The sequence below is a fragment of the Amycolatopsis acidicola genome (genome assembly GCF_007713735.2).
GTDB classification, from domain to species: domain Bacteria; phylum Actinomycetota; class Actinomycetes; order Mycobacteriales; family Pseudonocardiaceae; genus Amycolatopsis_E; species Amycolatopsis_E acidicola.
In genome coordinates this window covers 1-12,091 of sequence record NZ_VMNW02000154.1, presented here as the reverse complement: position 1 = coordinate 12,091, position 12,091 = coordinate 1, and the positions used below count along the sequence as shown (strand labels likewise).

The 12,091-nt window shown below is 70.5% G+C and carries 12 protein-coding genes; 7 read left to right on the top strand and 5 right to left on the bottom strand.

Annotated features, from left to right (window positions below):
• Nucleotides 1-36 precede the first annotated feature (36 nt).
• Complete coding sequence (locus FPZ12_RS44105; RefSeq protein WP_150980794.1) at nucleotides 37-615, top strand: MBL fold metallo-hydrolase; 579 nt, start codon at nucleotides 37-39, stop codon at nucleotides 613-615.
• 98 nt (nucleotides 616-713) lie between these two features.
• On the top strand, nucleotides 714-1,289 hold the full coding sequence (locus FPZ12_RS44100; RefSeq protein WP_243770345.1) for a hypothetical protein: 576 nt from the start codon (nucleotides 714-716) through the stop codon (nucleotides 1,287-1,289).
• A 492-nt stretch (nucleotides 1,290-1,781) separates the two neighbouring features.
• Here FPZ12_RS44100 and FPZ12_RS44095 read toward each other — a convergent pair whose 3' ends face one another.
• Nucleotides 1,782-2,099 (bottom strand): hypothetical protein, encoded by a 318-nt coding sequence (locus FPZ12_RS44095; RefSeq protein ID WP_208026231.1) that lies wholly within the window; start codon nucleotides 2,097-2,099, stop codon nucleotides 1,782-1,784.
• 76 nt (nucleotides 2,100-2,175) lie between these two features.
• Nucleotides 2,176-3,573, bottom strand: coding sequence for a YibE/F family protein (locus FPZ12_RS44090; RefSeq protein WP_144760278.1), 1,398 nt, complete (start codon nucleotides 3,571-3,573; stop codon nucleotides 2,176-2,178).
• Nucleotides 3,574-3,690: 117 nt separating this feature from the next.
• Here FPZ12_RS44090 and FPZ12_RS44085 point away from each other — a divergent pair, with 117 nt between their 5' ends.
• Complete coding sequence (locus FPZ12_RS44085; protein ID WP_144760281.1) at nucleotides 3,691-4,095, top strand: SsgA family sporulation/cell division regulator; 405 nt, start codon at nucleotides 3,691-3,693, stop codon at nucleotides 4,093-4,095.
• Between the two features lie 72 nt (nucleotides 4,096-4,167).
• Nucleotides 4,168-5,337 (top strand): phosphodiester glycosidase family protein, encoded by a 1,170-nt coding sequence (locus FPZ12_RS44080; RefSeq protein ID WP_144760284.1) that lies wholly within the window; start codon nucleotides 4,168-4,170, stop codon nucleotides 5,335-5,337.
• A 43-nt stretch (nucleotides 5,338-5,380) separates the two neighbouring features.
• Here the strand turns inward: FPZ12_RS44080 and FPZ12_RS44075 are convergent, their stop codons facing one another.
• From FPZ12_RS44075 to FPZ12_RS44065, 3 genes are all read right to left on the bottom strand, one after another.
• Nucleotides 5,381-6,727: an MFS transporter gene (locus tag FPZ12_RS44075; RefSeq protein WP_150980792.1), complete on the bottom strand. Its 1,347-nt coding sequence runs from the start codon at nucleotides 6,725-6,727 to the stop codon at nucleotides 5,381-5,383.
• 40 nt (nucleotides 6,728-6,767) lie between these two features.
• Nucleotides 6,768-8,129 (bottom strand): MmgE/PrpD family protein, encoded by a 1,362-nt coding sequence (locus FPZ12_RS44070; protein ID WP_144760290.1) that lies wholly within the window; start codon nucleotides 8,127-8,129, stop codon nucleotides 6,768-6,770.
• A gap of 99 nt (nucleotides 8,130-8,228) precedes the next feature.
• Entirely contained in the window at nucleotides 8,229-8,972 is a 744-nt protein-coding gene (locus tag FPZ12_RS44065) for a FadR/GntR family transcriptional regulator (protein WP_144760293.1), read from the bottom strand.
• Nucleotides 8,973-9,104: 132 nt separating this feature from the next.
• On the opposite strand from FPZ12_RS44065, the gene FPZ12_RS44060 reads away from it, so the two are divergent.
• The 3 genes from FPZ12_RS44060 to FPZ12_RS44050 are packed head-to-tail and all read left to right on the top strand — an operon-like array spanning nucleotide 9,105 to nucleotide 12,018.
• Nucleotides 9,105-9,638: a MaoC family dehydratase gene (locus FPZ12_RS44060; RefSeq protein ID WP_144760296.1), complete on the top strand. Its 534-nt coding sequence runs from the start codon at nucleotides 9,105-9,107 to the stop codon at nucleotides 9,636-9,638.
• Complete coding sequence (locus FPZ12_RS44055; RefSeq protein ID WP_144760299.1) at nucleotides 9,635-10,852, top strand: CaiB/BaiF CoA transferase family protein; 1,218 nt, start codon at nucleotides 9,635-9,637, stop codon at nucleotides 10,850-10,852. The genes FPZ12_RS44060 and FPZ12_RS44055 overlap by 4 nt, the downstream gene beginning before the upstream one ends.
• Nucleotides 10,852-12,018, top strand: coding sequence for an acyl-CoA dehydrogenase family protein (locus FPZ12_RS44050; protein ID WP_144760302.1), 1,167 nt, complete (start codon nucleotides 10,852-10,854; stop codon nucleotides 12,016-12,018). Before FPZ12_RS44055 ends, FPZ12_RS44050 begins: the two co-directional genes overlap by 1 nt.
• Nucleotides 12,019-12,091 lie beyond the last annotated feature (73 nt).

The window sequence follows — 12,091 nt, the reverse complement described above, 5'->3', positions numbered from 1 at the left end:
GGGTGGGTCGGGCGCACTACTGGGAGGTGGGGTTTCGTGCTCGTCGTCGGATTCGCCACCGGTGCGTTCAAAGCGAATTGTTATCTCCTCGCGACCGCCGCGGGGCGCGGGTGCGTTGTCGTGGATCCCGGAGAGGACGCGGCCGCCCCGGTGCGCCGCGCGCTGGCGGAGCACGAGCTGACCCCGGAGGTGATCGTGGCCACGCACGGCCACCCCGACCACGTCGCTTCGGCGGCGGACCTGGTGCGGGAGCACGACATTCCGATGTGGATCCACCCCGGCGACGCCGGGCTGCTCGGCTTCCCCGCCGAGCCGCTGACGGCGGGGGAGCGGACCTTCGCGGGGCTGGCGATGACGGTGGATCCCGTGCCGGGGCACACTTCCGGCTCGGTGCTGCTGCGCCTTGGCACGCCCGAAGGTGGCAGGCTGGTGCTGACGGGGGACACCCTGTTCGCCGGTTCGATCGGCCGCGGTGACCAGGAACAGATCGGGGAAGCGTTGCGGGACAAGGTTTTGCCGCTGCCGGACGACACGGTGGTGCTGCCGGGGCACGGCGCCGCGACCACCATCGAGCGCGAGCGCGCGGCGAACCCGTTCCTGGCGGTGGCCCGGTGACCGAACCGGAGAACGGCGCGAAGAAGGGGCCCGCGAAGGCGAACGGCGTGGACCGGCTTCCGCTGCACCAGGACGACCCGCGGCTGCGGCGCCGGCGGATGATCTCGGGGCTGTGCGGGGCGGTCCTGTTCGCGGCCGCGTTCGGCGGCATCGGCGGGCTGCTGGGCGGTCAGGTCGTGGGGCTCGTCGTCGCGGCCGTGGTCGCGGTGCCGCTGGTGTACGTGGTGCTGTGGACGGCCCGGCGGAGGCTGTGGCTGGAAGGCAACTCGGTGCTCGTGCGCACCTGGCGCACGCGGCGGGTGGACATCGTGCAGGCGAGCCGGATCGACCTGCTCGTCACCGACGTTCGCGGGATGCGCACGGTGAGCCTGCTGCTGAACGCCCGCCAGCGCGGCAAGACCGCGAAGATCGACCTCGCCGTCTACGCCGGGACCGGTGGCCGGGAGCAGGGCGTACTGGCGTTGCGCCGGCTCGCGAACGCGCTGATGAACAACATCGAGGCCAACGGGATGGTGTTCTCGGAACTCCTGGTGGCACAACTGAAGTCCGAGGCCCGCGGCGATGGCGCGGCCGATCGCCCCTTGTATCGGTTGGCGTCGGCGGCTCCGTCGGGCCGTTTCGCGCAGCGGTTCACGATGGATGCGGTGAGTCGTTTTGTGGCGCGGTTGGATTGAGTGGCGCGGGGTGCTGTTCGCGGGGGTGTGGCACAACTACTGTGTCGGATTCCAAGCCCGTGGCGATGGCGCGGCGGATCGGCCGTTGTATCGGTTGGCGTCGGCGGCTCCGTCGGGTCGTTTCGCGCAGCGGTTCACGATGGATGCGGTGAGTCGTTTTGTGGCGCGGTTGGATTGAGTGGGGCGGTTGCGGGGTGCTGTTCGCGGGGGTGTGGCACAACTACTGTGTCGGATTCCAAGCGCGCGGCGACGGCGCGGCGGGTCGGCCGTTGTGTCGGTTGGCGTCGGTGGCTTCGTCGGGCCGTTTCGCGCAGCGGTTCACGATGGATGCGGTGAGTCGTTTCGTCGCGCGGCTGGATTGAGTGGGGCGGCTCAGCGGGGTGGCGATTTCGCGGTCGTTTCGTCGCGCGGCTGGATTGAGTGGGGCGCCTCGGTCGGGTGGCGATTCGCGGTCGCTTCATCGCAGGGCTCGACTGAGTGGCGCGCCTCGACTCAGCGGCGCGCCTCAGCCGGGTGGCCGTTCGTAATCGGCTTGTCGTGTGGCTCGGCCGAATCTCCGTTCGCCATCACTTCTTCATGGGGCGAGCCGGGCGTCAGGCGGCGTTCGAGGGCGGTCAGCTGGCCGCGGATCGACTCCAGCTGGTAGACCACTTCGGGCAGTTCCTGTGCGGCGAAGGTCGCGAGCCGTTCGATCTGCTGGACGGCGTCGCGTAGTTCCGTGAGCACCGTGGTCAGCCTCGGCAGGCTCCGGACGGCCTTCACCGTGGTGCGGGCGGCGCGGGACAGGTGCCGCGGCAGCGCGAAATCCATGCGGGCCCCTCCGTTCGCTTGCGGGGCCTTCGTACCCCACACCCACCCCCAAGGCCAGCACCGGGTCCCGTGACTGTTACTGCTGCTTACTCCTGTGACTCTTGGGGCTCGCAAGGACGTCTTCACGGCTCGCGATCAATGCCGCGAGCGCCGTGGTGACCGGGACGGCCGCCACGATCCCGACGCTTCCGGCAAGCGTCCGCACGATCTCCTCGGCCACGTCCTGCGAACCGAGGATCGCGCTCAGCCCGACGCCGGAGATCGACGAGTACAGCATCACCGGCAGCGCCGCGCCGGCGTAGGCCATCACGAGGGTGTTCACCGCCGAGCCCACGTGATCACGCCCGATCCGCTGCCCCGAGCGATACAGCTCGCGCCAGTTGAGGTCGGGGTTGGCGCGACGCAGCTCCCACACCGAACTGGTCTGCGTGACCGTGATGTCGTCGAGCACACCGAGCGCGCCGATCACGATCCCCGCCAGCAGCAGCCCGCGCCCGTCGATGCCGTGCCCGAGCGAACCGATGAGGGTCGACGTGCTGTCGTCGAGCCCGGTGAGCGACGCCGCGGCGGCGAAGATCACCGACAGCACCCCGATCAGCGCGAGGCTCACGATGGTGCCCAGCACCGCCACCGACGTTCGCGCCGACAACCCGTGCGTCATGTACAGCGCGATGAACATGATCAGGCCCGCGCCGACGATCGCGACCAGCAGCGGGTTCTCCCCGGCGAGGATCGCGGGCAGCACGAACAGCACGAGCACGACGAAGCTGAGCACCAGCGCGCCGAGCGCGGCCAGGCCCTGCCACCGGCCCAGCACCACCACGGCGATGGCGAACAGCGCGGCGAGCAGCGCCAGCGGCAGCCCGCGCTGGAAGTCGACGATCTGGTACGACGCGGAATCCTTGACGTCGCCGCCGTTGTAGGCGAGCACCACCTTGTCGCCGCTGCTGAACCGCGGGGTGCTCGGCTCGATCGGCACCACGAGCCGGATGGTCGAGCCCTCCGCGGCACTGTCGGTGAGCTTGACGTCGGTGGTCAGGCAGGGTTTCGAGTCGTCGGGCCCCTGGCCGCCCACCTGCACCTGGCCGGGCGCGAGGCACGGGCCGCTGGAGGCGGTGCTGATCGTGCCGTGCACCGGGGTGCCCTGGTTGTAGGCGGACGCCGGTTTTGCCTGACCCCACGGGTAGAGCACGAACGCGGCGACCACCGTGACCAGGGCGAGCGGGCCGAGTAGCCAGGCCAGCAGCAGGCGCACCCTGCGCGACGCCGGGGCGGCGGGGCCGTGGCCATGTCCATGCCCGTGCCCCGCCGGTGGCTCCTTCGCCGCGGCCGGTTTCCGCGGCTCCGGCTTCCGCGCGGCGGGTTTCCGCTGGCCGGGCCCGCGCTGCGGCGCCCGTCGGCGTGGCGGCGGGCTTTCGGCCGGGATGCGGCGGATCGGGCCGGTCTCGGCGTCGGCGATGTCGTCACGGGGCACGCGCCCTATCGTGCACACGGCGATCGGCGCCCGAAAATTCACCCCCGAATCGCGTAACACCCGCGTCCGTCTGGCGTCTACCCCACGTACAGCCTCGCGAAGCAGGGGAGGACGGCCGTGCAGACCGACGTCGTGGAACAACACCAGTTCGTGACCCTGAACGGATGCCGGACGCCGGTGTTCGCGCGCTGGTGCTACACGCCCAGCGATCCCTACGTGGTCACGCTGGCCTTCCGCACCCAGGGCGGCCGGTGGATCGACTGGTCCTTCGCCCGCGACCTGCTGGCCGAGGGACTGCGCGAACCCGCCGGGCTCGGGGACGTGCGGGTCCGCCCGGATCTGGCGTTCACCGACGAGATGCTGATCATCGAGCTGGAGTCGCCGGACGGGTACGCGATCGTCGAGCTCGGGCGCGAAGAGGTGGAGAACTTCGTCCGGGCGAGCGCGCGGTCGGTGCCGTTCGGCTCGGAGAGCGACCTGCTCGACCTCGACGGGATCATCGCGCAGATCACCGGGGTGTGAGTTCACCCCGAGTCGGGGTTCTGTTCACCGCGGCATGATCGGGTGGCCCGAGCCGAGCCTTGGGGGCCTCCGATGCCGTTCCGCCGTCTGTCCGCGCTGGCCGCGGCGTTCCTGCTGACCGTTCTCCTCGCGCCTGCCGCTTCGGCTGCGGGCACGGGTTTTTCGTACCAGAAGCTCACTTTGACCACCGCGCACGGTTCGGTGGTCGCCTACCTCGTCCAGGTCGATCTGGCGAACCCGCGGGTCCGGCTCGGCCTGCTGCACCCGGAAGACGTGGCGGAGCGCGAGGGCGTGGCCGAGATGGCCGCCGCGCAGCACGCCGTGGCCGGGGTGAACGGGGACTTCTTCAACATCAGCGAGACTCACGTGGGCGTGCCGCCGACCGGGTCTTCGGTGGGGCCCGAGATCGCGGACGGGCGCGACGTGAAGTTCGCGGTGCCGGACGGGCAGCGATTCGGGCCCGCGATGCCGGCCGGGGCCACCACGAAGATCGTGTTCGGGGCGGGCGCCGACCGCCGCGCCCGGGTGTCCACAGTGGACTTGAAAGGCGCGGTGTCGTCGGCGCGGGGCCGGTTCGGCATCGAGGGGCTGAACCAGTACGCGCTGCCGGTGGGCGGGATCGGCGCCTACACCCATGACTGGGGCGAGGTTTCCCGCGCCCGCGCGGCCTGCGGCACGGACACGGACCGTTCGGCGGGCTGTACCACGGACATCGAAGAGGTCGTCGTGCGCGACGGGGTGGTGACCGCGGAGTCGGCGGCGCCGGGCGCGGGGGAGATCGCACCAGGGACCACGGTGTTGCTGGGGCGCGAGCAGGGCGCGGCCGAGCTGAGGCAGCTGAAGGTGGGCGACCGGGTGGCGGTGGGCACGAAACTGGTGGCCGAGCGGGCGCCGTCGTTCGAGTTCGCTGTCGGGGGATTCCCGATTCTGCAAGGAGGTCAGCCGCTCGCGGGCCTTGACGCGACGACGCTCGCGCCGCGCACGGCGGCCGGGGCGAGCGCGGACGGGCGGACCGCGTACCTGCTGGCTGTGGACGGCCGGGGCGCGAGCGTCGGGGCGACGGTGGCCGAGATGGCGGACATCCTGCGCTCCCACGGCGCGGCGGTCGCGGTGAACCTCGACGGCGGAGGCTCGACCACGATGGCCGTCGCCGACCCCGGTCAGGCGCCGACCGTGCGGAACCTGCCGTCGGATGGCGCGGAACGCGCCGTGGCGAACGGGATCGGGGTGTTTACGGGGTGAGAGTGGGTCTCCAGCAGGTAGGCGATCCCGCCCTTCCCAGCGGCTAGACGGTCCGGCTGTGGCGGGCAGTGGGATGTCCCGCCATGGCCGGGCGACGGCGGGACATGCCGACGCCCGCCACGGTCAGCACGCCGCACAGCACCAGCGTGAGCGACAGCGGCACGGACGAACCGCCGAATTCGCCGGCCAGTGCGAGGCCGCCGATGGGGACGATGCCGCCCGCGACGGCGGTGCCGAAGGCGATGCAGAGCCCGCACCCGGTGTAGCGCGACGCGACCGGGAACAGGTCCGCCATCAGCGACGGCACCGCCCCGTTGAACGCCGCGTAGCACACGCTCCCGACGAGCATCGCGATCAGCATCGGCCCGAAACCGCCGGTGTCGATCAGCCGGAAAGCCGGGAACGCCCACACGATCAGCAGCGCGCCCGACCACAGCACCAGCCGCTCCCGGCCCCAGGAATCCGCCCGCACGGCGAAGAACACCGTCAGCCCGGCGAGCACCACCGACGTGACCAGCAACCCGAGTTGCACGTCGGTGCTGCTCAGCCCGGGCACGTAGGCCTTGGTGTACGCCACGAGCCCCGTCATCAGCACGTACAGGAACGAGCACGGCGCCGACCACATCAGCGAACCGGCGATCAGCGCGCGCCAGTCGTCGCGGAAGACCGTGCGGACCTTTGGCCGCGCACCGGTTTCCGCCTCGTGCGCCGCCAGTTCCGCGACGAACTCCGGGGTTTCCTCCAGGCGCTTGCGCAGCACGACGCCGAGCACCACGAGCAACGCGCTGGCCAGGAACGGCACGCGCCAGGCCCACGCCTGGAAGGTGTGCGCGCTGACCGCGGTGTTCACCAGCAGGATCACCGCGCTGGCCACGCCGATCCCGAGCACCGTGCCCAATTGCACGAACGAGCCGTACAGCGAACGCCGCCGTTTCGGCGCGTGCTCGACGGCGACCAGCACCGCGCCACCCCATTCGCCACCGACCGCGAGGCCTTGCAGCATCCGGAAAACCACGAGCAGCACCGGCGCCCACAGCCCGGCGGTGGCGAACGTCGGCAGCGCGCCGATCGCCACCGTGGCGACGCCCATCAGGACCATCGAGCCCAGCAGGGCCACGCGGCGGCCGCGGGTGTCGCCGATCCAGCCGAACAGCAGCGCGCCCAGCGGCCGCATGCCGAACGCGACGGCGTGCGTGCCGAGCGCCGCCAGCGTGCCGATCCACGGCGACACCGCCGGGAAGAACAACGGGGCGAACACGAGCGCCGCCATGAAGGCGTAGACGATGAAGTCGAAGATCTCCACCATCGTGCCGATCATCGACGAGGTGGCGATGCGCGCGGGGGACAGGGGTTTTCCGCCGAGGGAACTCGCGCGGGCTGTTTCGGGCATGGGGGTACCGCCTCCGGTTTTCCGCGGGGAGAAAAGGAATTCAGGCAGCGAGCGATTCGGCGAACGCGCGCGCGTCCCCGTTTTCGCCGAGCGCGAGCACCAGCGGCCGCACGCTTTCGCCGCGTGCGCCGGCGTTCAGCGCGAACTTCTCGCGAATGTCCTCATGCGACAGTGGCCGCTCGGAATGGCCGCGGTTGACGGACTCGCGGTGGAAGAGCTTCCGGCCGTCGCGCAGGCTGATCTCGACCGCGGCCGAATATGCTTGCGGGAAGCGGCTTTCCGGGTCGTCGTCGATGTCCACCAGCTGGGCGAGGCGCAGGGTTTCCGCGTCCTTCAACGCATCGTCGGTGAACTCGTCGAGCGTGAGCCTGCCGCGGGTGACGCAGGCCGCCGCGATGTACGGCAGGCTGAACTTGGCGTCGTAATCGTCCTGCGGGCGGCGTTTGCGGTCGATCGGCTCGCACACGACGGCGCCCGGGGTCGGGTGGATGAGGCAGCGGATCCGCTCGACGTCGGCGGGCCCGAACCCGGCCTCCGCGCGCAGCGCGAGCACGGCGTCTGCGAAGGCGTGCGTGAAATGGCAGGAGGGGTACGGCTTCACCGCTGTCTCCAGCAACTCCCAGCGCGTGCCGAGGTCGCTCAGCAGCTCTTCGGCATTCCAGTCACGGTGCTGCAGGTGGGTGGCGTAGAGGCCGTAGCGGCCTTCGTAGACCGCGGGCGGGCCGGGCCAGTCCTCGGCCGCGAACGCCGTGGCCGTCAGCGCCGCGTTCGCCGCCCAGCCGGGGTGCAGCCGTTTCGTCCATGCGCCTTCTTCGAGGAACTCCAAGATCCCAGACGCCATCGAGCCCACGACCTGTTGCGCCGCCGTGATTTCCGGCGCCGACAGGCCGGCGAGCTTGGCCGCGGCCACGGCCGATCCGAACGCGCCGGCCACCCCGGTCGGGTGGAAGCCGGCGTCGTGGAAACCGCCGCGCGCGACCTTGCCGACGCGGGCGCTGATCTCCACACCGAGGATGTACGCGGTGAGGAGATCGGCCTCCGAGCGCCGGTGCTGGATCGCCGCGGCCAGGGCCGTGGGCAGCGCGGTGGTGGAAACGTGCGTGACCGCGCCGGTGTGCGTGTCGTCGAAGTCCAGGCCGTGCACCAGAACCGCGTTGAGCATCGCGGCTTCGCGCGGGGCGAGGCGGTCCGGCAGGCCGATCACCGGCTGGTCGCCCGTACCGAGCCGGGCCAGCGCCCGCCGCGCCCTGGCGGTGAACTCCTCGCGACCGGCGGCGAGCGCGACGCCGACCGAGTCGAGGGCGAGGTGCCGCGCCCGTTCCACCACTTCGGCGGGGATGTCCGCGGGACCGGTTCCGGCGGCGAACTCACCGATGTGGTCCGCGATGGCGGGAGACGGCATGGGCTCCTCCTCAGGGGCTCGGCGTTGATGACCCACGGGAGCGCACGGCGCCCCGCCACCCCAGTCTGCAAGCCGGGCGGCGGGCTGGCAAGGAAAAGTTCAGACGTTTTCCGTGCCGGCCTTCATCCGCTCGTACAGCGGGCGCAGCGCGACCAGGTGCTCGCGGGTGAGCCGTTCCGCCGCTTCGCCGTCGCGGTCGGCCACCGCCGCGTAGATGTCCTCGTGGTCGTGGTCGATCTCCGCCCACCTGCTCGCCGCGACCCGCTCGCGGTGCAGCCGGGACCGCAGTACGAGGTTCACCGGCCCGCACATCAAGCGCAGCAAGGGATTCCCGGTGATCGACACGAGCGTGGTGTGGAAATCCCAGTGCAGCACGAACCCCGTGGCCGGATCGAGCTTCGACGTCTGGTCCATGGTGTCGCGCAGGGCGGCGAGATCGGCCGCCTCCGCGCGCTCGGACGCCAGCCGCGCCGCGGCCGGCTCGATCATCAGCCGCGCTTCCACGAGGTTGTCCACGCTCAGGTTGTTGGCGTTGACCAGCAATCCGAGCGTGCCGCCGAGGTTGTCGGCCACCGTGTCGGCGTCCGGTGCCGCGACGAAGCTGCCGCCGGAAACCCCGCGCGTGGTGTCGATCAGCTGCTGGCTCGCGAGCAGGCGCAGCGCCTCGCGCACCGTGCTGCGGCTGACGCCGAACAGCGTGCACAACTCGGCCTCGCTGGGTAGGCGGGTGCCGGTGGGCAGCGCGCCGCTGAGGATCTGCTCCCGGAGCTGGTTGGCCACCTGGCGGTAGGCGGCCTGCACGCGCTGGACGCGCAGCCCGGTCCCGGCGCTCTTCTCGCTCATCGGTTCAGCGTAGAGCGCGGGCCCGCCGAGGGGGTATCGGCCAGGCTGGCAAAATGTCAGACGTATTGCGGAGGAGGTGCCCGGGGGCGCATACTCGGGTCCGGAACGACGACACGAGGAGGTGGCGGCCGGGTGGCTGTGCACGAGGCCGGGCAGGGCCGGTTCTACGAGGAGTTCACCGTCGGCGACGTCTACCGGCATCCGCTGGGACGCACCATCAGCGAGGCCGACAACACGTGGTTCACCCTGCTCACGATGAACACGCATCCCGCGCATTTCGACGCGAACTACGCCTCGAAGACCCCGTTCGGGAAGGTCATCGTGAACTCCGGGCTGACCATCGCGATGCTGATCGGGCAGAGCGTCTCGGACGTGAGCCAGCGCGCCGTGGCGAACCTGGAGCTGACCGACGTCAAGCTCACGCACCCGGTGTTCGTCGGGGACACCCTCTACGGCGAGTCGATCTGCACCGGCAAACGCGAGTCGGCGTCCAAGCCGTACGCGGGGCTGGTCAACGTGCACACCCGGGGGCTGAACGCCGAGGGCGACGAATGCCTGTCCTTCGACCGCACCGTGCTGGTCTACAAGAAGTCCGCGGCGGGTGAGATCCATTCCTTCCCGGAGGCCAAGAACGGCCCGCTGACGCTGGGGGCGGAGTCCGCATGAACCGGCCACTTCCCTTGCGGGACCTGAAGATCCTCTCGCTGGAGCAGTACGGCGCCGGCCCGTTCGGCTCGGTGCACCTCGCCGACCTGGGCGCCGAGGTGATCAAGATCGAGGACCCGCGTTTCGGCGGGGACGTCGGCAGGCACACCCCGCCCTACGCCGAGGACGGCGACTCACTCTTCTTCGAGGCGTTCAACCGCAACAAGCGTTCGATGGTGCTGGATCTGGGAAACCCTCGCGGGCGCGAGGTTTTCGAGCGGCTGGTGGCGGTGAGCGACGCGGTGTACTCGAACCTGCGCGGCGACGTGCCGGAGAAGATGCGCATCCGCTACGACGACCTCAAGCACCTCAACCCGCGGATCGTGTGCTGCTCGCTGTCCGGCTACGGCATGACCGGCCCTCGCAGCAAGCAGCCCGGCTACGACTACATGCTGCAGGGCCTCGCGGGCTGGATGTCGGTGACGGGTGAGCCGGACGGCCCGCCCACGAAGTCCGGACTGTCCATGGTGGACTATTCCGGTGGGATCGTCGCGGCGCTTTCGATGGTGTCGGCGATCCACGCCGCGCGGCGCGACGGAGTCGGCATGGACTGCGACGTCAGCCTGTACGACACCGCGATCGGGATGCTGACGTACCTGGCGACCTGGCACCTCAACCGCGGGTTCGAACCGCGGCGTACGCACCATTCCGCGCACCCGAGCCTCGTGCCGTTCCAGGCTTTTCCGACCGCCGACTCGTGGATCGTGATCGGCTGCGCCAAGCAGAAGTTCTGGGAGCGTTTCGTGGTCGCGATGGGATCCCCGGCATGGGCGGGCGAGGGCCGTTTCGCGACGCCCGCCGCGCGGTACGAGAACTCGGCGGAATGCGTGAAGCTCATCGAAACGGAGCTGGCGCGCAGGCCCACGGCGGAGTGGATCCCGCTGCTGGAGGACGGCGGCGTGCCGTGCGCGCCGATCAACACCGTCCCGCAGGCGCTCACCGAGGAACACACGCTCGAGCGCGGGATGATCGTGCGCACCGAACACCCGCGTTTCGGCACTGTGCACCAGGTTGCCTCGCCGGTACGCGCGGGTGAGCCGCGCACAGAGCATACGCGCGCCCCGTTTTTGGGCGAGCACACGGAAAGCATCCTCGCGGATCTTCTCGGCACCGGCGCCGGGGAGTTCGGCGAACTGACCCGCGACGGCGCGTTCGGCACCCAGGAGAACGACTGATGGACTTCAAGCTCACCGGCGACCAGGAGCAGTTCCGCGAGGCGCTGCGGGCCTTCGTCGACAAGGAAATCGTGCCCGTCGCGCGGGAATGGGAGCACGAGGGGCGGTATCCCACCGAAATCGTCGAGCAGATGAAGACGCTCGGCCTGTTCGGGCTGATGATCCCGGAGGAATACGGCGGCGCGGACGCGGACTTCACCTCGTTCACGCTGATGTTCGAGGAGATCGCGCGCGGCTGGATGGGGGTCGCCGGGATTCTCGGCAGCCACTCGCTTTCCTGCTGGATGCTGGCCAAACACGGGACGGCGGAACAGAAACAACGGTACCTGCCGGAGCTGGCCACCGGGCAGCGGCGCACCGGGATCGCGCTGACCGAACCGGACGCGGGCACCGATCTGCAGGGCATCCGCACCACCGCCATCCGCGACGGCGACGAGTACGTCGTCAACGGCGCGAAGATGTGGATCACCAACGCGCGCTACGCCGACCCGCTGCCGGTGCTGGTCAAGACCGACCGCGCGGCCACGCCGGCGCACAAGGGCATGAGCGTGCTCCTGGTGGACGCCGGAACGCCCGGTTTCCGGGTCACCAAAGACATCCCGAAGCTCGGCTACAAGGGGACCGAGTCGTGTGAGGTCGTCTTCGAGGACGTCCGCGTGCCCGCCGCGAACCTGCTCGGCGGGACCGAGGGCCGCGGGATGCAGCAGGTGCTCTCCGCGCTGGAGGTGGGCAGGCTCAACATCGCCGGCCGCAGCCTCGGCATCGCGCAGCGCGCCTACGACGAAGCGCTCGCGTATTCGAAGGAACGGCAGGCGTTCGGCAAGCCGATCGCGGACTTCCAGGCCATCCAGATCCGGCTCGCCGAGACCGCCACCCAGCTGCAGGCCGCGCGGCTGCTGACCTACTGGGCCGCGACCCGGCTCGACGAGGGGGAGCGCTCGGACCTGCAGACCGGGATGGCGAAACTGTTCGCCTCCGAGGTCGCGCTGCAGGCCGCGCAGGACTCGATGCGGGTGCACGGCGGGTACGGCTATTCGGCCGAGTTCGAGATCGAGCGGCTGTACCGGGATTCGATCCTGATGACGATCGGCGAGGGCACGAGCGACATCATGCGCACGGTGATCGCGAAATCCCTGGTCGGCGGCAAGGGGAAAGTGGGCTGGTGACCGTTCCCGGTGGCGCGCGGGAGGCTTCCCGGCGGCGGCGAGGGTGGGGTGGGGCGGTGACCTCTCCCGATGG